This is a genomic window from Paraglaciecola chathamensis S18K6 (genome assembly GCA_000314955.1).
GTDB lineage: Bacteria > Pseudomonadota > Gammaproteobacteria > Enterobacterales > Alteromonadaceae > Paraglaciecola > Paraglaciecola chathamensis.
This window is the reverse complement of the sequence record BAEM01000019.1, coordinates 22,934-44,899: the sequence shown is the minus strand read 5'-3', so window position 1 is coordinate 44,899 and position 21,966 is coordinate 22,934. Positions and strand designations below refer to the sequence as shown.

The window sequence follows — 21,966 nt, the reverse complement described above, 5'->3', positions numbered from 1 at the left end:
ATAAAGCGTTAAATGATTGTTGATAAACGCCCTTATTATTTATTAATAAGGGCGTTTTTTTATTGCTGTGCGGCGCAGGGGTGTCAAAGGTGTAAGCGACATAGGCGTATTTTTTAGGGCACATTTTAGCTTGCTATTTGGCGGTGTTTTCACAGCGAAAATTATTTTCAAATTGCGCAAAAATTCTACTGTACAAGGATGTAAATCGGCCTTACATTAGCGCCGATTTTATCTTACTGGCCACAGGCCTACCGGACATTTGTGAACTTTAGTAATGATCGTATTTCTGCGATTTATTTGGGTAATGAAGAGTCAATTCTAAGCTCTGAACAAGATTGGTTAAATGCTGAACGCGGCGCACGTTATCGTGATGCAGTGCACATTGCTTTGCCTGGTGGTGAAGTCTGGCTATTTGATTATGGCATCGCGGTTTTTTGGGGCATAGACGAAGACGAGCGCTTGGCGCTGTTGCACCGCTTGAATTTAGCTGAAGGCCTGTTAACCAATGCGAGTCAGGAGCACTTTAGGTTTACCCTGAATGCGCCGGAATCACGCATTAGTCAAGACAATATCAGTTTAGCCCAAGACGATCATTTGGCGCGTCTGGCTATTAGTCACGCGTTAGCACAATCGTTGAAGTTAAATGAGTATGAAAGCCAGGCTCAACAAACGATCCAAGATCATGCGCATATTCCGCAAACCTTGGCACAAACCGGTAAAATTAAACTATCTAGACGCAACATAGCGAAGATCCGCGGTAAGTTGTTTAGTACTAAAAGTGACATTATTTTGCACTACGGGTTACTCGATACACCGGAGTTTTTCTGGGAGTATCCAGAATATGAAAGCACCTACAATTTGGCTGCTCGCTATTTGGAAATTCACCCAAGGGTGGATTTATTATCCAAAAAACTAGCCACTATACATGAATTGTTCGACATGCTTGCAGGGGAACAAAACCACCAGCATTCATCGTTTTTAGAGTGGATTATTATCATTCTGATCGCGGTAGAAATAGTGATGTTTGGTGCCAAAGAATTACAAATGCTTCTTGGCTTATAAGCGAGTCAAGTCAAGCATATTGTTAACCTTGAAAGCCCGCAAAGTAGCGGGCTTTTTTGATGGGCTATTCTAAGCGTTAGCGCGTTACTTACGGCTCATCGTTGAGTAACAACTCTTGGGCGCGATGCTGGTAAAACTCCGGGTTCAAGCCGATGAGTTGTGGAATAGTCGCCGATACCGCAATAGACGATAACGTACCGAATACGACACCTGCGAATAGACCTATCGCGAAGCCTTGTAACGGTTGGCCACCGAATATCCAGATTGCGCCTATCGTCGCCAGCGTTGTACCTGAGGTGATAAGCGAGCGGGTTAAGGTTGATTTAACCGCGGTATCGACTATGTCACTCATGCTCATATTGGTTTTGGCGCGCATGACTTCACGCAATTTATCACCGATAACAATTGAGTCATTCAATGAGTAACCAATAATTGCCAACACAGCGGCAAGTACAGTTAAATCAAAGGGTAAACCTAGCCAAGCGAATAAGCCCAGTACAACTAACACGTCATGTACTAAAGCCATCAGGGAGCCGCAAGCTAAGCGCCATTCAAAACGCCATGTTAGGTAAATCATCATGGCCACCGCGGCGACTATCAGAGCTAAACCGCCATTATCGATCAGTTCTGAACCTACTTGAGAGCCGATATACACCGAATCTTGTGGAGCAATGTCATAGCCAGATTGAGTGGCAAAGGTGTTTAACCAGTCTTTATCGATTACATGGGCGGCACCATCAGCTTGACGGATTGTCCAATGGGTATTCGCTGCACTGCTGCTTAGCTCAAAGTCTCCCGACAGGTTTGCACCGAGTTGGTTTTGCATTTGCCCTTTGTCGATACTTTGCGAAGTGGTGAACTCGGTCATGTACCCACCGGTAAAATCCAAGCCTAAATTCAACCCTTTAAAACCTAAACCAATGGCTGAAAGCAACATTAAAGAAATGGCTAAGTAGAAACCTGCCAAGCGAACTTTACTGAACATAGCCATGGGGGAATGTGCTCCTTTGGATTGCTTAACTGTTTTGCCAGTACCTTGAAGGCCGTTTTTCGTTTTCAATGTGCTTGTGCTCATGATTTTAGCTCCTGCTGTTTAACTGGGATCTGCGGTTTAACCAGGGCGGTAAGAACATGGGCGACAAAGACGCCTGTGAACATACTGGTTAAAATGCCCAAACTTAAGGTCATCGCAAACCCTTTTACGGGGCCATAGCCAATGCTAAGCAGAATAAGCGCAGTGATCATGGTGGTAACGTTGGCGTCTAATATGGTGGCAAACGCTTCTTTATAGCCAGTTTCGATGGCCAGAAAGTTACTGCGTCCTCGTTTTCGCTCCTCTTTTATGCGCTCGAAGATCAGCACATTTGTATCGACAGCCATACCGACTGTGAGTACTAGGCCGGCGATACCAGGTAAGGTCAGCACCACGTTAGGTAGTAGCGCCATTAATCCCAACAAACAAATCAAGTTAAGTACCAAGCTGGTATTGGCGATAAGCCCAAGCTTTCGATACCACAAGCCCATAAAGAGCAGGGTGATGCCTAAACCTATGGCGAGTGCCATTATGCCGTTGCTGACGTTTTCTTGTCCTAGTGATGCTTGGATAGTACGTTGCTGCACTATGGTAATGGGTGCATCTAATGAACCTGCACGCAAAAGTAGGGCTAAATCGGACGCTGCTTGTGGGCTGTCTAAATTGGTGATGCTAAAACGATTGCCTAGTTGACTTTGAATGGTAGCAACGCTGATAACCTTGCTGCTTTTGACCATCTCATCGGCACTGTTTTTATGGTATTCAGAAAATATAGTCACCATAGGGTTGCCAATATTGTCTTTAGAGAATTCAGACATCTTTTTACCGCCTATGCCGTCAAGCGCTAAGTTCACTAATGCAACGCCCATCTCGTCGCGGCCAGACGTCGCGTTTTCAATATTTGAGCCAGTGAAGATAGGCTTTGGAGCTAAACGTAAACGTCGCCCGTTTTCATCAGTAAAGGTCTTGATACCTACGGTGCCACTTTGCGCCATTTCATAGAAATCTAGCGAGGCGGTTGCACCAATAATACGTTTGGCTTGTTCAGGATCTTTCACTCCAGGAAGCTCAATACGGATACGATTTTGACCTTGGCGCTGAGTCACCGCTTCGGTAATGCCGAGCTCTTCAATGCGTCCGCGCAACGTAGTCAGGGCTTGAGCCATGATCTCATGATGAAAGGTGGTAATACTTTGCTCTGAAAATACCAATGTTCCATCGCGATCACCGCTAGAGGAATATGTAACACCGGGTAAACGTTGTTGTAGCTCATTGACAACGCTTTTAACGCTTGCGGCTTGGTGACTTAAAAAGTGTAAGTTGATTTTATTTTCAGTCTCGACGAATTTTACGCTCATACCGCGCAGACCTTGGTCGTGAATAATCTGTAGCGCTTCGTCTTTAGCATTGCCTAAACGTTCTTGATCCGCTTTATTGGTGTCGACTTCAAGCACGAACAGTACGCCGCCACTCAAATCTAATCCGAGTTTAATCGGCGACATACCCATACCTTGCAGCCAAGTTGGTGCGGCAGATTGACTACCCAAGCGCACTTGGTAATCGTCACCCAAGGTGTTTTTAAGATGAGCTTGTGCCTGAATAAGGGTTTCGTCGTCTCCTTCGATAACGATTTTACTATCACTTTCACCGTTAATAATTTGCTCAACATCGACCTGTTGTTGCTGCATCAACTCGCGCAGTTTCTGGGTATTAGGCAATGTTTGGGTAGGGTTAACGGCACTGACGAGTAAGGCATTGTTGCTGCCATAAAATGTCGGAATGGCATTCAAGCCTAAAATGATTACAGTGACAATAATCACTAAAATTTGCCAAGTATACTTGGGCTTTGAAGTAGATTTACGCATGTTCGTTCTCTTAAATAACCCGATTGGTTCAGCTTAAAATCTAAAGCATTAGGTCCAATCGAGAGGTGCAAGCGCAGTCATACGCAAGCACGAAAAATTCGCTAGCTAAGTACGCTTAGGTACTTGAGCAACATAAAGTAGGTAGGCCATAAAAAGAATGGCGCGAGAACGAGCTAACTTAGGTAGGTAATGGTCGCGGTGTACTGGGTATTACCGTCTTTCCAGCCGGCAAGGCGGCTATGAGTACTTGACGCATCAGGGCGTAAATACCAAGGAACGGCATTATTGGTGGTTAGGGGCGCCAAAAAATATTTTAGGCCTAATACTTCCGGTAGAAATTCGTATAATAGAACAAAGTTCGGTTCACTTTGAAATACTGAACCAAACGCACTTGCAGCTTGACGCTCAAACGGAGGTAAGCTGACATTGTGGTTAATAACAACCTGATAATCAGGAGAATCATTGCCCTCTTTTTTACTAGGGGCGTGGTTATCAGGTAGTTTGTCAGGGGCTTTTTTGCGATCTAGCGTTTTCAGCTTTGCTGCTAAGGCTTGGCGAAATACGTAAACCTTATTGTATTGAGTATTTGCGTCACTACTTTGTGAGTTACTGACTGAGTTCGCATTATAGTGAAAGAGTTGAACTGCACTATTGGCTTGTTTTGAGTTGTCAAAATGCTCTGCAGCGCGGGCAGGGGAAGATATCGCCAAAACAAGGGCAATCGTTAAGCTGAATACAAATGCGCGCCAAACCAACATGGAAAGTTAATTTAATCCGAAAATAAGAGACATGCCATCATAGTAGCGAAACACACAAACACAACAAATAAAGTGTGACAAAATACTAAAGACGCTAATAAAAAAGGAGCCTAAGCTCCTTTTTTGGGGTTATACCAATCCGCATTAATAAGTGATCACTTATTAACGTGGAATGGTATTACTACGCTTTATTTCAAGCCAGTGTTTTTGGACTGAAGTTTATTTACTTAATAAACAACATCTCTTGATATTTAGGCAGTGGCCATAAATCATCTGCGACCATGGTTTCAAGGGTATCAGCGTGTTCACGTACCTTAACCAACAGCGGGCATATGGTTTTGGCGCTAAAGGTCATGTGTTCCTCTGTGCTGGCAAAACTGTGCTCAGCCAGTGCCACTTTAAGCTCTTTTACCGCGCTCATCATCGCGTTAGCTTGTTCAACTGCTTCGCTTAAGTCAGTGTTTTCTAAACTCAAGCTAAGGCCAGACAAGGTTTGGCTTACATCGGCAAGGTGGGTTAGATGCTGAGTAACCGCTGGATATATTTGGGTGGTAGCCATATCGATAACCAGCTTAGCTTCTACCTCTAGCGATAAAATATATTGCTCAGCGTACACTTCAAAGCGACTAAGTAATTCGTCTTTTGATAACACGCCCGTATTAACAAACAAATCGATGACTTCTGGCGCTTTAAATTCTGGTAACGCATCGGCGCTGGTGGGCAGGTTCTTAAGGCAGCGTACCTCAACAGCTTCTTTGTGCCATTGTTCACTGTAGCCGTCGCCACCAAACACTACATCGCCGTGCAGCTCCATTAGCTCTTTTAGTACGACAATAACAGCCGCGGTTTGATCTGTGCCGTTGGCTAACGCGGCCTCAAGTCGCTCTGCAATCCAGTCTAATGAGTCGGCGAGCATGGTGTTCATTGCAACAAGCGGGCCTGACACCGACTGAGACGACCCTACTGCGCGAAATTCGAAACGGTTACCAGTAAACGCGAAAGGAGAGGTGCGGTTACGATCGCCAGGGTCACGTTCAAACTTCAATATTTGTGATAAGCCTAAGTCCATCAAGCCACCTTTAGCTTTTTCAAGCAATTTACCGGCTTTGATGTCTTTAAATACGCTTTCTAGCTGGTCGCCTAAATAGACCGATAGAATTGCTGGTGGCGCCTCATTGGCGCCTAAACGATGATCATTTGAAGCTGAAGCGATAACCGCGCGCAACAAGCCTCCATGTTTATGTACACCGCGAATAACTGCACCACAGAACAATAAGAAGTTCAGGTTATCGTGTGGCGTGCTACCTGGGTCTAGCAAGTTGCCTTGCGTCGCATTCCCCACAGACCAGTTAACATGTTTGCCTGAACCGTTGACTCCAGCGAAAGGTTTTTCATGTAGCAAGCACAAGAAGCCGTGCTCTTTTGCCGTGCTTTTCATCAATGTCATCATTAACTGTTGGTGGTCTGCAGCCACGTTTGATGACTCAAAATAAGGGGCTATTTCAAATTGGCCCGGCGCCACTTCATTGTGATGTGTTTTGGCAGGAATACCTAAACGATAAAGTTTATCTTCAAATGCTTGCATGAAAACCTGCACGCGGGCAGGAATAGCACCAAAATAATGATCATCGAATTGCTGACCTTTGGCTGGTGATGCACCAAATAAGCTGCGTCCTGCTAATAGTAAGTCAGGGCGTAAATTGGCGAAATGTTCGTCTATTAAGAAGTACTCTTGCTCGGCTCCACAGCTGGCGTTTAACGGAGCAATGCTTTGTTCGCCCATCAGGCTAAGCACTTTGCGCGCGGCTTTGTCCATGGCGGCGTTTGAGCGCAACAATGGAATTTTTTTATCTAATGCCTCGCCTGTCCACGAAATAAATACGCTGGGGATCATCAAGGTCGCCCCATTGGCAGTATGCATAATGTAGGCAGGGCTGGTTGGATCCCATGCAGTATAACCACGGGCCGCGTTGGTCATACGCAAGCTGCCGTTAGGGAATGATGAACCGTCAGGCTCGCCTTTAATCAGTAGGCTACCCGTAAACTCGGTGATAGCTGCGCCCTCAGGGTTAGTGATAATAAACCCGTCGTGTTTTTCAGCGGTTATGTTGGTCATTGGGTAAAAGATGTGTGAGAAGAACTTGGCACCTTTACTAATAGCCCAGACCTTCATGGCTGAGGCCACTACATCGGCAGTAGCTGGGTCTAACGGAGCGCCGGTGGTCACTGTGTTTTTCATCGCTTTAAAGGCATTTTTAGACAGAGCTTCTTCCATTTTAGCGAGACTAAATACATCGGTTGCCCAAATGTCTGTTAGCGGGCTTGTTGCCTTGCACTCTTTTGGTGCTCTGTTAGTAATTTGTGTAATTGCGTTTAAACGTGAAGCATGGCCCGACATAGTTGTTCCTTTATATATGGATATTGGGGTGAGTCTGTGCAGTGGCAAAAGTACCGGTAAAATGCGACTTTCCTACTAGGTTTGGCTATTCAATAAACGAGCCAGAACATGGCGTTTAACGTGATTCAGCTAAAACTTATTTAAAAAGGCTAATAATTTCCCATTTGGTTAATTTAAAATTAATTAAAACAAAGGCTTACACTTTTAAAATTTGCTTAACAAAAAATCGCATACCCCTTAATCCGCTAAATGGAAAGAGCACGGAGATCCATTTTAGTGCAGCAAGACTTCGGGTTATTGTTTGTTGCACTAAAATAGTGCTTTTGACGTGTGGGCCTCGTTTTTAAGTGGGATTATGGCGAGTTTGGACTCTTTTGCTATTTTGTGCCGTGGCTTTACGCCCAGATAAACACCAACGTGAACTAGCGGTCTTTTAGAAAAGCACTAATCAAATCATTGAACGCTTGCGAAACGTATATACCGAGAACACAGTTTATATTTTCCAGCAAAGGGCGGTTTACGACCAACTAATAATTGTGTTTGCCCCAATGCTTAACAAGCGTCAAGTTAGCCTTTAGCTGTATTGGTATTTTTGCTGTCTGCTGGCCTGGCTTGCAGATATTGGTGAGTGATCTTCTCCGCAGAGCGGCCAGCAACATAGCCGCCTAACCCTATCTGTAATAAGGTCCATGCTTCATCTGCCAGTGGATTGGGTAACCAACCAAAGCTGTCCATTACGACTAAAACTAAAAACGTCAGCATAGTGATAGGACGCCAATTACGCTGGATCCAAGACTGGCCGGTAGATTCGGCAGTGATAATATCGGTTTTGCTTTGCAGTAACTGGTTTTCATAGGCAATGACTCTCGCTAATAATTCGTTTTCCACCGCTTTTATCTGACTTTGTAACTGCAAGCGCTCTTCATCACTGGTATGTAATTCATCAACTAACTTTACAGCGGGTTCAAATAAATTGCTGATAAATGAAAATACGTTCATGTTTTTGTTCCTTTTATTTTTTGCACAAAGTGAGTGACTAGGTGTTTCGCTAAGCATTCGGATGCAGCTTGGCAAAGGCGTCGTTGTGGTTTTTAATTAGGCGGCCATATAGCGCTTTTTGCCCGCTACCGTTATATAGAGCTGCGAAATTTTCGAATGAATGATCCCGCAGGTGCTGATGCATGTTTGTATCAAAAAATTCAAATAAACCGTGTATGTGGGCGGGTATGCCTTGGCAGAACGCGTCAAACATTTCGACTACGGACTGATAGCCAATTCGTTCGTAATGAAAGCCCATGATTTGCGGGGCGCCCATGCTGATTGACAACATAGCGGCGTCTTCGTCTAAGCTACGAGCAAACTCGAATACCTGCCATTCTTTCGCTTGAACACCGTGAAAACTTTGCCAAGGATCACTGGGGCTCATGCGCCACTGGTGTTCAGTCCAGACTTTTTTAGGATTGTAGGAAAAGTGCTGACGATATTGCTGGGGATGATGCTTTCCCCAGTATCTCCAAAATTTATGGTTTTCGAAGCGGATAATCAGCCGGTCAGCGTTATTTTGTTCAAACCCTTTTCCTCGGCTTTCTACACACAAGACGGCTACGGCGCAGGCCACATCAATGTCCTTTTCTACGCACAAAGTGGTCAGTAGACGGCCCCAGCGATTCCACGTCGCGGCTACGGCACGCTGCTCTTTGCTTCCTGCGACCGTGAGTATCAAGTCTGGGGTTAACTGGTCTGACGGTTCTAAGCGGTTCGACGACGGAGCTAGGTGGTGAGTGAGCGACTCGTCTCTTGGGTCTTGGTGGTCTTGCTCTTTTAATAGGTGAGTATCGTTAATTTCAGGGGCCGCTTGTAAATAGGCACTGGCCGCGTACCCACGGTTCCCATTAAAACGTATTTGACACCAATTTTGCTGCTTACCTTCAACCCAAACTAGGCTATTGGCAGCAAGTTGCCCGAAAATGCTGGCGTGTTTATTCGGAGCACTTCTTACGTTTAGTGCAGCGGCGGTGACGTTAGCGTAATAGCCGTTGTCGGCGTACACCAAGTCCACGTGTTTGGCGAAGGTGTAAGCTTGATGGCCATTAAACTCTATTTCTAGCCAATCACCTGCCACGGCGAGTGTTTTAATGGATGCCCCAAGCGCGACAGTGGCTAATACCTTGCACTAGTACTTGGTGCTTGACGTATGTTGAGTAAATCAGTGTTTACTGAACCGGTAAGGCGTGACAAATCGTGTACTTTTTGTAAGTAACTGCCTGAAACAAAACCAAAAGTACTGCCAAAGCGAAACTGCACCCAATTGTATTGTACAGGCGTGGTGACTATCACCATGCCTCGCGTTAATTGGCCGACAACCGTGCTGGAAGTAGAGGGTAAACTCCGTACATTAAGTAAATTGGCGCTGACAGCATCTAACATGACAAACTCTCCCAGCAAAGGACGCAACATATATTTGTCAATAAATACGATGGGGGAGTCGGAGAGTAAACAAGGTACATGATGGTGCCTCCTGCATATCAAATATCTTCATTTACAGTGATAGCAGGTTTACGTTGTCTCGCCAGCTTTTGTACAAAAAAATATACAGGTAAATATTGTAGGGTAGGTATTGGCTTAGGTTATGTCTCGTTGCCTTTGAGCAATAAGGGTAACAATAATGGGTTAGTGACTTTTCGTTCAGGGGAAATAAGGTACAAGCGTTCGGTAAGTAAATGGGTGCGCCCAATAACACTCACTGTGTATTGTTGTTCTATATCGCGCTCTACTGAGGTCGGGGCACAAAATACTCCGTAGCCTTGTTGTGCGAAGAGTTTCATTAACGCGCCGTCTTCAAACTCAGCCGCAATTTGTGGATTGATTTTGTGTTTAGCAAACCAGGCCAGTATTGAAAGCTTCTGAGCTGAGTTATCCCCTGGCAATAGAAAGGGTTGATTATCTAAACAATGAGGGAAGTTGCCAAAGTTAGTTGCTAAATTCTGGGCGACAAAAAAGCTTAGTCCACTGCGGGCTAACAAATGGTTGTAGGCTTTGACATTGCTGTTACTGGGTAAAGGCCTGTCAGACAAAATAGCATCTACTTTATTTAAGGCCAGCTCGGCGGTGAGGCTGTTCAGATCACCTTCTTTACACACCAGACGCACATTAGGGTGGGCGGTTAAACAGCGCTGAAACATCTGAAATGCGAGTACTTTTGGCAGTACGTCTGTTACGCCTACACAAAAGACTTGCTGCTGGTTTTGCTGTTGATTTTTCACCGAGAGCAGTAGTTCGTTACCCATATTAAAAATGGACTTGGCAAACTTATAGGTTAACTGACCTTGGCTGTTGAGTTGCAAGCGTTTACCTACTCTGTCAAACAGATCGAAACCAAAGTATGCCTCGAGGGTACGAATTTGCTCACTTACTGTTTGCGGCGTGAGATGTAAAAGCCCCGCTGCTTTGATAATGCTGCCTTCGGTTGCCGTAACGTAGAAGTAATACAAGTGTTGATAATTTAATTGATGCACGGCGGTAATCCATTTGGTTCTTATCAGGAAATTCCTGATTGAAATGAAGATGAAAACGACTATACCTAATTGAAACTGGTGCGTATATTAAACCTAGAATTCCCTGTTAGAAGGATTGAACTGTGCAGACTTACTTGTCAAAGTTAATTCAGCATGAAGCAGCAGGCGGTGTATTGTTGGTCGCTGCGGCTGCGCTAGCTATGATCCTTGCAAATTCCCCCGCTTTTGGCTTTTACAATGGCCTGTTAGAAATTCCTGTGAGTGTTCGGTTTGGTGCTTTCGAAATTGCTAAACCACTGCTGCTATGGGTTAACGATGGGTTAATGGCAATATTTTTCTTTCTTGTTGGCCTTGAGGTTAAGCGTGAAATATTGGATGGGCAATTATCATCGGTTTCCCAAGTCACCTTGCCTGCTGTGGCCGCGATAGCCGGAATCGTGTTTCCTGCATTAATTTACGTATGGTTTAATGCTGAAGATCCTATTGCGGTAAATGGTTGGGCAATTCCGTCTGCGACAGATATTGCCTTCGCCGTTGGGGTGTTCACCATTTTTGGTAAATTCTTACCGCTAAGCTTGAAGTTGTTTTTACTAAGTGTGGCGATATTTGATGATATAGGGGCGATTGTCATTATTGCCTTGTTCTACTCTCAAGACTTATCTACCACCTCTTTGGTAGTGGCATGTGTAGGCTTAGTCGGCCTATTTCTGTTAAATCGTTTTAATGTGCGTCGTCAAGCTGCCTATATCATTATTGGTGTTGTGGTGTGGGCCGCGGTGCTCAAATCTGGCGTGCATGCGACGTTAGCTGGCTTTGCTTTGGCCTGGTTTATTCCGCTGAAACTAAAAAATGAAGATGGTCACCCTATGTTGCCCCATTTAGAGCATAAACTGCATCCTTGGGTAGGGTTTGTTGTGCTGCCTATTTTTGCTTTCGCAAATGCGGGCGTCTCATTATTTGGGGCAAGTTTTTCCGATTTATTAAACCCAATTACCTTGGGGATCGCAGCGGGCCTCTTTGTGGGTAAACAGATAGGTATATTCGGTGTGTGCTGGTTAACGGTTAAAGCTGGGTTAGCGAACTTGCCTCAAGGTGCTAACTGGGTGCAGTTGTATGGCGTGAGTTTACTGTGCGGTATTGGTTTTACAATGAGTTTATTTATTGGAAGTTTAGCGTTTGAAGAGCAAGGTTTAGCTTACCAAACAAGTGTTAAAGTAGGGGTATTACTTGGCTCGCTCGTCTCAGCGGTTTTAGGTGCGATACTTTTAGCCAGAAGTAATGCAAAGTCGAAACAAAGAATTGAAGCAGATAAACAAACAACGGTTGACGCAGCAATGTAGTGTTCACTTATGCGTTAAGGCCGTGAATAAACCTAACAATAAGGGGAATACGATGCGGAATATGTTTAATGTAACCTGTATAAAAAAAGTCAAAAGTGTATTTGTAGGCTTGAGTCTATTATTTGGAAGTTCGCTGTTTTGTACTCAAGCTTTTGCGAACCCAGATTCAAAACAAAGAGGTATTAGTAGCGCCAGTAATGTATGGCAAAGCTGTCAAGCCCTGCGCGAAAATGCGGGCTCTGCTCAGCAGGGAGTTGACAGTTGTTATCAATTTATTCGCGGTTTTTTATACGGTGCAGTGCTGACCGATTCACAAATAATGCGTGGCTTAGAAAATAAAAAAGAGTTATCTGAGTTTGCTCAGCGAGCAATGCGCACACGTATTGGTAATGGCCGATCGACAGATTCCGACACCTATCTCGCTAATTTTTGCTTACCTAATCCAGAAATTGACCAAGAAGCGGTGTTGGCAGTGGTGAACTTCTTACCGGACACGTTCGAACGTTCTCAAACGTTGGGAGAAGTCATTTACCAAGCTGTGCAGTCGGCCTATCCCTGCGAAAAGAGGTAATACCAATCCGCATTAATAAGTGCCCCCTCAGAATGCGTCCAGCGGTTTTTGATTAAGGCGTCGCTATGAAGTAATGGTTGTTCCCTTTCGAATAGTGAGAACGCAGAGCAAAAGCTGCTGGGGCATTCCTTTCAGGCGAGTTTTAAAAGGGCTTACACTGCTTTGCATGACTTCGAAAGAGAACAACTATTCATTCAGTCATGCGCCTTGTTTAAGCCCTTTTAAACTCTCGCTGAGTGATCACTTATTAAAGTGGAATGGTATAAGAGAAATATGTTTCGCTGTGAACTTATTACACAGTTAGGCAGCCTTTACTGAATTCGTTGGTTATTTGCGACAGTGCCTAACCTTGATTTGACCAGTCGATTCTTTCTAACTATTTGAATTGTATTGAAATTATTGAGTTTTAAATGCATGTGACAGACCTTGGCATAAGACTTGTAGTACGGTGAATAGAATATGAAAAGAATAACAGTGCCGCCTTATTGTTTGGCGCACTGTTTCACCATAAGCATGTGCTGTTCACATACTTAATCAACAATAAAGAGAACACTATGACCAAACTAATCACACTTGTTAGTGCACTACTGTTAACCCTTGGTATGGGGACTGCCTCCGCGGGCGTTTATAGTTCAAACGAGGTACTCAATCAGGCGCATTATCAATTTAGTAAGCAGCAAGTTTTAACTATGGTGGACAGCAGTGAGGTTCAAACACAATTAGAAGCGCTTGGTGTAAGCCCAGCGGATGCTAAGTCGCGTATCAATGACATGACGCAAAATGAATTGACTGCGCTTAATGAGCAAATGAACAACATGCCCGCTGGTGGTATTGTGGGCGCAATAGTCACTGTGCTTGCTGTTGTTGCTTTACTCGACCTTCTAGGTGTAACTGATGTGTATCCTTTCATTCGTCCCATTAACAGCTAGAAGCGGTTAAGATCGAGAAATAACGATATGTTTTATAATGTTAAGGCTGGCGTACTCGTCAGCCTTTTGTTTTTATTGTGTGCCTGTCAAAGCGCACCACAAACCGAACAACTATTTGCTCAGCAAAATGATTTTGCTACCAAGCACCTGATTAAAGATGTTCCCTTCTACCCTCAACAAGCATTCTATTGTGGGCCAACCACCTTAGCAGAAGTATTCAATTATTATGGTGCTAACACCACGCCAGAGCAGATAGCGCCTAGTTTATTCGTACCTGAGCTTGAAGGCAGTTTGCAGCTCGAAATGGTTTCGGCTAGCCGGCAGCAAGGCATGCTGGCGTATGCACAAAAAGGTGATTTACAGCAATTGCTCGGTTTGATCCGTGACGATGTACCTGTGGTGGTGCTGCAAAATGTTTCGGTGGCCTTAATACCTATGTGGCATTACGCACTCGTAATCGGCTATGACCTAAATACACGGGAAATGATTTTACACACTGGTGAGACGCAAAATCATCGGCTAAATTTCACCACATTCGAGCGCACGTGGGCTCGCGGTGAATATTGGCTGCTAGCAGCCGTGCCCCCAGATAAAATGGGCGATGAATTTACCCCACTTAATTACACTCAAGCTGCACAAGATTTGCTAAGTACTGGCCAGAAAAAAGCAGGGCGTGAAGCGCTAAAAACGGCGATTACCGAATGGCCGGATAAATGGCTAAATTACTTTTTACTGGCCAATGATTATTTAGAAAATGATCCCCAGCGGGCGGCGCTGTGGTATCAAAAAGGCTATCCATATCGTCAAGGCAGCATTGAAAAAAAAGACCATGAAAACCTACCTTACCTAAACAATTACGCCTATGCCTTAGCGACGTTAGGTTGCGATCCGCAAGCGAACGTACTGATCAACCGCGCATTGGCTTATGAGCCGCAAAACGCCAATTTACTTGATACCAAGCAGCAAATTGCCGAACTCAGTCGCAATGCTACCGAGAACAGTCATAAAGCGGCAACACAATGTCCATTAATCCGCTAATCCGCAAAACTCCAAATCTAATCTAAATACATGCTTATTAAAGGCCGACGATTTCATAATCGCCGGCCTCTACCCGCTATAAAAAAGAAAAATTATCGAGACACCCATGATTAATCTGCGTGTGCCTTTGCGCGTTACGCTTTGTTTTTAAAGGCGCTTATGGCTTTAGGAGCGGACGTTATTAACATGGGTGTCCATATAAAAATCCTTTTGATACGAAGGATAAATTATCGAGACACCCATGATTAATCTAAGTGAGCCGTTGCGCGTTAAGCTTTGATTTCAAAGGCACTTATGGCTTTAGAAGTGGATGTTATTAACATGGGTGTCCATATAAAAATTGGTGTCCATATAAAAATTCTTAACATGGGTGGCTTGATAAAAATAAGGGGGGGGGGTGTTATGTCATTCTGTGGGGGATTGTTTAACCACTACAAATGAGCTGCGATTCGCATTGAGGGGCGTTGTGACTAATAAGTGAGCATAAAAAAAGCTGATGTTACTTGTGTTTTTAACCGTGTTAAAAAAGGTTATACACAAGGTGATTACCTATCTGTAGTAACTAATCAGTGGGAGCGATTTATGTCGATAGTTAAAGTAGCGGGCAGTTGGGATACTGAATTTGAGCCTCTCGTGGCAGCGTTTAAGTCGAACTTTGATGCGCAAAGTGCCACGCCAGAACAAGGCGCGGGATTTGCCTTGTTTCACCAAGGCAAGCTGGTGGTCGATATTTACGCAGGTACTTACTCCCAATCAGAAGCTGAAAAAGCCTGGCAAGAAAATACAATAGTGAACGTTTTTTCAACCACCAAAGGGGTTGCAGCTCTTTGTGTTGCTCATTTGGTTGAGCGTGGGTTGCTAGAATACAGCGATAAGGTTGCTAAGCATTGGCCTGAATTCGCTGCGAACGGTAAGCAGGATATAACCATTGCTCAGGTGCTGTCACACCAAAGCGGCCTTAACGCATTTGAGGAACCTATCGCCATGGAAGGGCTACTAGATTGGGATGACTGCTGTCAGAAACTTGCCGCTCAAGCGCCGTTTTTTCCGCCAGGCACCAGAACCTGTTATCAGGCGGTGACCTTTGGTTTCTTAGTGGGGGAAATTGTTCGACGCGCCGCTGGCGTTACATTAGGGGAGTACCTCAATACAGAGATATGCCAGCCTAGAAATATTGATTTTCAAATTGGTTTGCCTGAAAACCAACATGAAAGAGTAGCGGATTTACTGCCACCAACCCGCGCACCATACATGCCGAAGAACATGCCTGCTCACGCCCTTGCTGGTATGACTAACCCATTGCTGCGCGCTGACTTTATGTTAACACCTCAAGCCCGTGAAGCTGAGCTGCCTGCCATTAATGGCCATGGTACGGCTAAAGCCATTGCGAACTTGTACGAGCTATATCGCCCCGAAAACGGATTGCTCAGTGCTGATACGCTGGCTAAAACCACAGAGGTGAATAGCTCCCGAACGGATGACTTGTTGGGTTTGCCTGTTCATTGGGGTATGGGACTGGTGGTGAATGCGCTGGGCAATACGTACGGCAAAGAGCCGAGTACCTTTGGGCACAGTGGTTGGGGCGGTTCGTTTGGTTGCCATGATCCAGTCAATAAGCTGTCTTTTGGCTATATTTGCAGCCAAATGAGTCCAGATTTGGTCGGAGATGCGCGTAGTCAGAGTTTGATTGAGCAAGTCTATGCGTGTATCGGAGAAATAGCTTAGAATACTTACAAGAAAAAAGGCGAGTTCAGTATACTGAACTCGCCTTTTGGCTTTCTATCGTTAGGTTTTTGAATTTATAAGATGAAGCGGCTTAAGTCTTCGTTTTCAACCAGCATTTCTAAGTGATCGTTCACGTATTTCGCATCAACGGTGAGCTGTTCACCGTTTTTCTCAGAAGCATCAAATGAAATCTCCTCCATTAAACGTTCCATCACTGTATGCAGGCGGCGAGCACCGATATTTTCAGTGCGCTCATTCACTTGCCATGCCGCTTGAGCAATACGCTCTATACCGTCCTGGGTGAACTCTACTTCTACGCCTTCGGTTTTTAGTAAGGCGATATATTGCTCAGTTAACGAGGCATTTGGCTCAGTCAGTATGCGAATAAAGTCTTCAGCTGTTAAGGCTTCTAACTCTACGCGGATAGGTAAGCGACCTTGTAGCTCTGGGATCAAATCAGATGGCTTAGCCATTTGGAACGCGCCTGAAGCAATAAACAAAATATGGTCAGTTTTAACCATGCCATGTTTTGTCGATACCGTAGAACCTTCGACTAAAGGAAGCAAGTCACGTTGCACACCTTCACGAGATACGTCACCGCCACTGTTTGAGCCTTCGCGCTTACAGATTTTGTCGATTTCATCGATAAACACGATGCCGTTTTGCTCAAGTGACTCAATCGCATTGGCTTTTAAGTCTTCTTGATTCACTAAACGCGCGGCTTCTTCTTCAATCAATAGTTTGAAGGCTTCTTTGATCTTCAGCTTTTTCTTTTTCTTCTGCGAGCCAGATAAGTTTTGAAACATGCCTTGCAGCTGGTTGGTCATTTCTTCCATACCAGGAGGCGCCATAATTTCTACGCCTACTTGTGGCAAAGCAACATCGATTTCGATTTCTTTGTCGTCAAGTTGGCCTTCACGCAATTTTTTACGGAAGGTTTGGCGAGTGCCCTTGTCTTCGTTCTTTTCTTTCTCGCCCCACTGATTCTCAGCCGGTGGCAATAGCACGTCTAAAATGCGCTCTTCAGCGGCTTCTTCGGCGCGGTATTTCACTTTTTTGGTTTCTTGCTCTTTCGCCATTTTCACTGCGATGTCGGCTAGGTCGCGAATAATGGTCTCTACTTCTTTACCCACGTAACCTACTTCGGTGAATTTAGTGGCCTCAACCTTGATAAAAGGGGCGTTAGCGAGCTTCGCTAAACGACGGGCAATCTCGGTTTTACCGACCCCAGTTGGGCCAATCATCAAAATATTTTTTGGCGTGACTTCTTGACGCAAGTCTCCGCTCAACTGCATACGGCGCCAGCGATTACGCAAAGCGACTGACACGGCTCGTTTAGCATTTTTTTGGCCAATAATGTGGCGGTCCAACTCGTGGACGATTTCTCTTGGGGTCATCTCTGACATAATTTAACCCTTATATAATTTGGTCTTAAACGGCCGTGATAACGGCCTACTAGCAGCGTTTGAACGCAAACACTGAGTTAATAATCGATTTTTTCTATTGTATGACTATGGTTGGTAAACACGCAGATGTTGCCAGCTATCGTTAAGGCTTTTTCAGCGATTTCCTCAGCCGACAGCTCGGTGTTATCTAACAATGCACTGGCAGCAGACTGCGCAAATGGGCCACCTGAGCCTATAGCAATTAAGTCGTTTTCAGGCTGCACCACGTCACCGTTACCGGTAATGATAAAAGATGCTGTTTCATCGGCTACGGCTAGCAAGGCTTCGAGCTTGCGCAGCATTCGGTCCGTTCGCCAATCTTTGGCCAATTCCACCGCGGCGCGGGTTAAATTGCCCTGATGTATTTCAAGTTTTGACTCAAAGCGCTCGAACAAGGTGAATGCATCGGCGGTACCACCGGCAAAGCCCGCAAGGACTTTGTTATTGTATAAACGGCGCACTTTTTTGGCGTTACCTTTCATTACGGTGTTGCCAAGTGAAACTTGGCCATCGCCAGCGATAACAACTTGGTTACCGCGACGTACAGATACGATTGTAGTCACAGGAATTCCTCAATGGTTTAACTGCAATGTTTCCTCGAATAGGAAGACCATTGCGACAATTGACTTAGATGTGGGGAGGATTCATAAATTTTCAAGTAAATAGCATGGCGCTAGTTACAAACCAGATGAATAAAAAAGAGCTACTTGAAAGTAGCTCTTTATGCATAACTCAATAGCAGGACTGTAAAGCTCGTTTATAGGTTCCAAAGCCAAATTTTACAGCCATTAATTTTGGCTCGTTGTAATGTATGGCGTTGTTTTTCCGCTAGGCGCTTGCTTTCATAAGGGCCAATAATGACACGATACCAGCGGCCTGAGCTGCCTTCGCTAGGGCGTACCTGAGCCTCGAATCCCTGAAAGGCGATGCGCGCCTTTAGTTCTTCTGCCTGGCCTTGCTTTCTAAAGGAGCCGCATTGCATCAAGTAGCGTTTATCTGATGCTTCTTGCTCTTCTACCTCAACCTCTACACTGTACTCGGGTAAAGTTTTAATGAATTCCCACTCTTCTTTGGGCACTTCAGGCAAGGGATCTACCTGGGTTGCTTGAGACTGGGCTTTTTTGTGCGCTGGGTCTTCCGCTTTGTCATTAATACTCCACAGAAAATAGCCAAAGCCCAGCAACAAGGCCAGCGTGATAATAATACGCAACCAAGGCAATGGGCGTTTTTCAGGCTCTGGGGCCTTTTTAGGGTTGCGCCCGCGGGCGACATAATCTTTGTGAGCCATATTTACTTCCGAATACTAAGGCTAGAAGAATCGCGGATTTTACCTTGCTCAGCCTAATCCTCAATCAGAATTTGGTGGATCTGCAAAATATAATTGTCACGCTGCCTGGCGGCATCTTAATGATTGGGGTATTTACATGAAGTCTTGCGGATCCACGTCCAATGCCCAGCGCACTTTAGTGGCAAGGGGTAACTGTTCGATATTGGGCATGGCTTGGCTTAACGTATGTTGCAATGCCGCACGATTACTGCTGATTAACACCAATTGCATGCGAAACTTACCTTGGCGTTTTTCCATTAAAGCAGGCAGTGGTCCAATGCATTGCACGTGTTTTGAATAGCTAAACTGTTGAGATATATCCATCAGTAATTGATTGGCTAAACGGGGATCGCTGGACTGAGCTCTAAATAAGGCCTGATAGGTATGGGGCGGCAACATGGCCTGCTCGCGCTCAAGTAGCGCATAGCGAGCAAAGTGAGAATACCCATTGTTGAGCAAATCTTGCAGTAAAGGATGACTCGGGTCATGGGTTTGCAACCACATTTCACCGGGCTTTTCAGCGCGACCTGCACGCCCTGCAAGCTGGGTGACTAATTGCGCTAGGTGCTCTGCAGCACGGTAGTCGGCACTAAATAATGCGCCATCCACTTCTAAAATGACTACCAAGGTAACATTCGGAAAATGGTGACCTTTAGACAATATCTGTGTGCCGATTAAAATTTGATATTCATTGCGGTTAATTTTATCCAGCATGTCATTTAAGCGGTTTTTGCCTCTGGCGCTGTCACTGTCGATGCGTACGCTGGTGTATTGAGGGAATAGCGTTTGCAAGCCTTGTTCGAGTTGCTCCGTGCCTAAGCCCATCGCGCTGAGCTCGGTACTGTTGCAGCTTTGACAGCGTTTAGGGATCGCTTTAGCGCTGCCGCAGTGGTGACATTGCAATTTATACAGTTGTTTGTGCAAAGTATAAGGTTTGTTGCAGCCAGGGCATTCTTCAACATGCCCACAGGTATGGCATACCAGCGCAGGTGCATAACCGCGCCGATTAATAAACAGCATTACCTGACTTTCTTGGGCTAAATGCTGGCCAATACGCTCGATAATGCCTTTGGCTAAACCGAACTCTAGGGGCTGATTACGGATATCCAACACTTGTTGTTTTGGATGGGAAGCATTGCCAGCACGTTCATTGAGTATAAGGTGCTGATATTTGCCGTTTAAGGCATTATTCAGTGATTCTAGGGCTGGCGTAGCTGATCCTAATATTAGCGGAATTTTTTCTTGGGCGGCGCGCATTACGGCTAAGTCTCTTGCATGGTAACGCAGGCCATCTTGTTGTTTGTAAGACGAGTCATGCTCTTCATCCACAATCAGCATGCCAGGGGATTTCATTGGCGTGAATATCGCAGAACGGGTACCAATGATGATCGGTAGTTGCCCAGCATGACTTTGCTGCCAAACGAGTAAACGTTCGTTATCGGTTAAGTTGGAATGCAATATACCCACAGGCACATTAAAACGCTTGGCAAAACGCTCGACGGTTTGCGGGGTTAACCCGATTTCAGGGACTAAAATAAGCACTTGTTTGCTCTGAGTTAGCACGCTTTCAATCGCCTGCAAATACACTTCGGTTTTACCGCTGCCCGTTACCCCTTCAATTAAAAAGCTCGCATATTCGCCTATTTTCGCGGTGATCTGGCTAATGGCTATTGCTTGTTCAACATTAGGCAGTGGCTTTTCGCCAATATTCAAATCGTTTAACCAATTGGTATCAAGTGACGGTATACGCTCAACTTGCTCAATTAATTCCTTTTCGATCAGCGCCTTGACAGTGGTGCTAGCATACTGGGCGAGAATGCTGGAATAGCTGGCTTCATCTTGCTGTAATTGCGCAAGCAACTGTTGTTGCTTACGTGCTTTGCCTAAACTGGCTGAGTCGGCTTGTTGACCTTGTTTGCTCACTTGTAAAAAGCTGACTGGTTTAGGCTCGCTCGAGCCTCCTTTGCGCAAAGAAACAGGCATGGCGCTGTGCAGTACATCTCCAATTGGGTGTTGGTAGTATTGGCTCAGCCATTGACATAGTTTAAGTTGTATTGGGCTGAAAATTGGTGCGTCATCTAATACTTCTAAAATGGCTTTCAATTTGTCACTTTGCCACTGCGATTCATCCGTGGTCTCAAGGGCAACACCCACTAACTTACGTGGCCCAAATGGTACGCGTACACGAATACCAGGTTCTAAGGCGCTAGTGTGTTGGTACTCAAAAAATTGGCGCTTAGGAACAGGAACGGCAACGCGGATAATGGGCATAACGGACTAATCATCTTGTAAGTTGGTGGTTTTAAAGTGAGCTGACAGTTGAAGTTTGCTTATTTGACCATATATTCGCCAATAGAGCTTGATCAGGGCAAGGCGTTACATTAATATGCCCGGCTCTTTGCGGCAAGCCGCATTGATCGCATAAATCGAATTTAATTTTCGTATGGTGTTCAACTTCGGGTTGGATAGCGATACGGCCTTACTTAGGGGTAATCCATGAAAACAGGTATACATCCAGACTACCAAGACATGAAAGCAACATGTTCATGTGGCAATGTTATCGTTGTTCGTTCAACTTTGAAGAAAGATCTTAACCTGGACGTATGTTCAGCGTGCCATCCTTTCTACACTGGTAAGCAACGTAACGTTGATACTGGCGGTCGTGTTGACAAGTTCAACAAACGTTTCAGCGCACTTAGCACCAAGAAGTAAGCGTAAGTACGTGACAAAAAGGGCGCATTTAGCGCCCTTTTTTGTGCCTGTCATTTATTCTTTCCTAACTGTCTAATATTTCAGTAAAACTTTATTCATAATTCACCATGGTTATTAGCCTTGGCTATCTCGTTTCATTTATGATGTAGTGAAGCTTACCAGCATAAACACATACCTGATAAGTTACTGTTTAACGGGCTTTCACGAGAATAATAATAAGGCGTTTGGACTCTTGATTCCGTCTAATC

At 45.0% G+C, this 21,966-nt stretch carries 19 protein-coding genes; 7 read left to right on the top strand and 12 right to left on the bottom strand.

The genetic code is table 11. The annotated features are described in order from the left end of the window. The first annotated feature begins 261 nt into the window (after positions 1-261). Complete coding sequence (locus GCHA_RS05445; RefSeq protein WP_007985932.1) at positions 262-1,062, top strand: RMD1 family protein; 801 nt, start codon at positions 262-264, stop codon at positions 1,060-1,062. Positions 1,063-1,150: 88 nt separating this feature from the next. Here the strand turns inward: GCHA_RS05445 and secF are convergent, their stop codons facing one another. The 8 genes from secF to GCHA_RS05410 all read right to left on the bottom strand — a co-directional run bounded on the left by secF (position 1,151) and on the right by GCHA_RS05410 (position 10,631). Beyond that, a complete protein-coding gene (gene secF / locus GCHA_RS05440; RefSeq protein WP_007985931.1) occupies positions 1,151-2,137 on the bottom strand; it encodes a protein translocase subunit SecF in 987 nt (328 codons plus the stop codon). Beyond that, on the bottom strand, positions 2,134-3,960 hold the full coding sequence (gene secD / locus GCHA_RS05435; protein ID WP_007985930.1) for a protein translocase subunit SecD: 1,827 nt from the start codon (positions 3,958-3,960) through the stop codon (positions 2,134-2,136). The genes secF and secD overlap by 4 nt, the downstream gene beginning before the upstream one ends. A gap of 173 nt (positions 3,961-4,133) precedes the next feature. Further along, entirely contained in the window at positions 4,134-4,718 is a 585-nt protein-coding gene (locus tag GCHA_RS05430) for a hypothetical protein (protein WP_007985929.1), read from the bottom strand. Between the two features lie 223 nt (positions 4,719-4,941). After that, entirely contained in the window at positions 4,942-7,116 is a 2,175-nt protein-coding gene (locus GCHA_RS05425) for a glutamine synthetase III family protein (protein WP_007985928.1), read from the bottom strand. Between the two features lie 567 nt (positions 7,117-7,683). Next, complete coding sequence (locus GCHA_RS05420; RefSeq protein ID WP_007985927.1) at positions 7,684-8,115, bottom strand: 3TM-type holin; 432 nt, start codon at positions 8,113-8,115, stop codon at positions 7,684-7,686. Positions 8,116-8,164: 49 nt separating this feature from the next. Beyond that, positions 8,165-9,238 (bottom strand): N-acetylmuramidase domain-containing protein, encoded by a 1,074-nt coding sequence (locus GCHA_RS05415; protein ID WP_318248939.1) that lies wholly within the window; start codon positions 9,236-9,238, stop codon positions 8,165-8,167. A gap of 38 nt (positions 9,239-9,276) precedes the next feature. Next, positions 9,277-9,573: an SH3 domain-containing protein gene (locus GCHA_RS23185; RefSeq protein WP_318248938.1), complete on the bottom strand. Its 297-nt coding sequence runs from the start codon at positions 9,571-9,573 to the stop codon at positions 9,277-9,279. A 170-nt stretch (positions 9,574-9,743) separates the two neighbouring features. Further along, positions 9,744-10,631, bottom strand: a complete 888-nt coding sequence (locus GCHA_RS05410) for a LysR family transcriptional regulator (RefSeq protein ID WP_007985926.1) — start codon at positions 10,629-10,631, stop codon at positions 9,744-9,746. A gap of 122 nt (positions 10,632-10,753) precedes the next feature. Between GCHA_RS05410 and nhaA the strand changes: the two genes are divergently transcribed. From nhaA to GCHA_RS05385, 5 genes are all read left to right on the top strand, one after another. Next, a complete protein-coding gene (gene nhaA / locus GCHA_RS05405; protein WP_007985925.1) occupies positions 10,754-11,971 on the top strand; it encodes a Na+/H+ antiporter NhaA in 1,218 nt (405 codons plus the stop codon). Positions 11,972-12,023: 52 nt separating this feature from the next. Next, positions 12,024-12,542 carry a hypothetical protein gene (locus GCHA_RS05400; protein ID WP_007985923.1) on the top strand — a complete coding sequence of 173 codons (519 nt, stop codon included), beginning with the start codon at positions 12,024-12,026 and terminating at the stop codon, positions 12,540-12,542. A 554-nt stretch (positions 12,543-13,096) separates the two neighbouring features. After that, positions 13,097-13,471: a PA2779 family protein gene (locus tag GCHA_RS05395; protein WP_007985921.1), complete on the top strand. Its 375-nt coding sequence runs from the start codon at positions 13,097-13,099 to the stop codon at positions 13,469-13,471. A 27-nt stretch (positions 13,472-13,498) separates the two neighbouring features. After that, positions 13,499-14,509, top strand: coding sequence for a PA2778 family cysteine peptidase (locus GCHA_RS05390; protein ID WP_007985919.1), 1,011 nt, complete (start codon positions 13,499-13,501; stop codon positions 14,507-14,509). A 582-nt stretch (positions 14,510-15,091) separates the two neighbouring features. Next, positions 15,092-16,234: an EstA family serine hydrolase gene (locus GCHA_RS05385; RefSeq protein ID WP_007985915.1), complete on the top strand. Its 1,143-nt coding sequence runs from the start codon at positions 15,092-15,094 to the stop codon at positions 16,232-16,234. A 74-nt stretch (positions 16,235-16,308) separates the two neighbouring features. Here GCHA_RS05385 and hslU read toward each other — a convergent pair whose 3' ends face one another. The 4 genes from hslU to priA all read right to left on the bottom strand — a co-directional run bounded on the left by hslU (position 16,309) and on the right by priA (position 21,277). Next, complete coding sequence (gene hslU, locus GCHA_RS05380; protein WP_007985913.1) at positions 16,309-17,640, bottom strand: ATP-dependent protease ATPase subunit HslU; 1,332 nt, start codon at positions 17,638-17,640, stop codon at positions 16,309-16,311. Between the two features lie 77 nt (positions 17,641-17,717). Beyond that, positions 17,718-18,242 (bottom strand): ATP-dependent protease subunit HslV, encoded by a 525-nt coding sequence (gene hslV / locus GCHA_RS05375; protein WP_007985912.1) that lies wholly within the window; start codon positions 18,240-18,242, stop codon positions 17,718-17,720. Between the two features lie 194 nt (positions 18,243-18,436). Next, on the bottom strand, positions 18,437-18,967 hold the full coding sequence (locus GCHA_RS05370; RefSeq protein ID WP_007985910.1) for an SPOR domain-containing protein: 531 nt from the start codon (positions 18,965-18,967) through the stop codon (positions 18,437-18,439). A gap of 132 nt (positions 18,968-19,099) precedes the next feature. After that, positions 19,100-21,277 (bottom strand): primosomal protein N', encoded by a 2,178-nt coding sequence (gene priA, locus GCHA_RS05365; RefSeq protein ID WP_007985908.1) that lies wholly within the window; start codon positions 21,275-21,277, stop codon positions 19,100-19,102. Between the two features lie 225 nt (positions 21,278-21,502). Here priA and rpmE point away from each other — a divergent pair, with 225 nt between their 5' ends. After that, positions 21,503-21,718 (top strand): 50S ribosomal protein L31, encoded by a 216-nt coding sequence (gene rpmE, locus GCHA_RS22475; protein WP_011576878.1) that lies wholly within the window; start codon positions 21,503-21,505, stop codon positions 21,716-21,718. Positions 21,719-21,966 lie beyond the last annotated feature (248 nt).

Excerpts from the sequence above, each read along its gene's own strand:
- GCHA_RS05385 (WP_007985915.1), top strand. The coding sequence starts at position 15,092 with ATGTCGATAGTTAAAGTAGCGGGCAGTTGGGATACTGAATTTGAGCCT.
- GCHA_RS05390 (WP_007985919.1), top strand. The coding sequence starts at position 13,499 with ATGTTTTATAATGTTAAGGCTGGCGTACTCGTCAGCCTTTTGTTTTTA.
- GCHA_RS05370 (WP_007985910.1), bottom strand. The coding sequence starts at position 18,967 with ATGGCTCACAAAGATTATGTCGCCCGCGGGCGCAACCCTAAAAAGGCC.
- GCHA_RS23185 (WP_318248938.1), bottom strand. The coding sequence starts at position 9,573 with ATGTTGCGTCCTTTGCTGGGAGAGTTTGTCATGTTAGATGCTGTCAGC.
- GCHA_RS05420 (WP_007985927.1), bottom strand. The coding sequence starts at position 8,115 with ATGAACGTATTTTCATTTATCAGCAATTTATTTGAACCCGCTGTAAAG.
- GCHA_RS05395 (WP_007985921.1), top strand. The coding sequence starts at position 13,097 with ATGACCAAACTAATCACACTTGTTAGTGCACTACTGTTAACCCTTGGT.
- GCHA_RS05430 (WP_007985929.1), bottom strand. The coding sequence starts at position 4,718 with ATGTTGGTTTGGCGCGCATTTGTATTCAGCTTAACGATTGCCCTTGTT.
- secF (WP_007985931.1), bottom strand. The coding sequence starts at position 2,137 with ATGAGCACAAGCACATTGAAAACGAAAAACGGCCTTCAAGGTACTGGC.
- priA (WP_007985908.1), bottom strand. The coding sequence starts at position 21,277 with ATGCCCATTATCCGCGTTGCCGTTCCTGTTCCTAAGCGCCAATTTTTT.
- hslU (WP_007985913.1), bottom strand. The coding sequence starts at position 17,640 with ATGTCAGAGATGACCCCAAGAGAAATCGTCCACGAGTTGGACCGCCAC.
- GCHA_RS05425 (WP_007985928.1), bottom strand. The coding sequence starts at position 7,116 with ATGTCGGGCCATGCTTCACGTTTAAACGCAATTACACAAATTACTAAC.
- GCHA_RS05400 (WP_007985923.1), top strand. The coding sequence starts at position 12,024 with ATGCGGAATATGTTTAATGTAACCTGTATAAAAAAAGTCAAAAGTGTA.
- rpmE (WP_011576878.1), top strand. The coding sequence starts at position 21,503 with ATGAAAACAGGTATACATCCAGACTACCAAGACATGAAAGCAACATGT.
- secD (WP_007985930.1), bottom strand. The coding sequence starts at position 3,960 with ATGCGTAAATCTACTTCAAAGCCCAAGTATACTTGGCAAATTTTAGTG.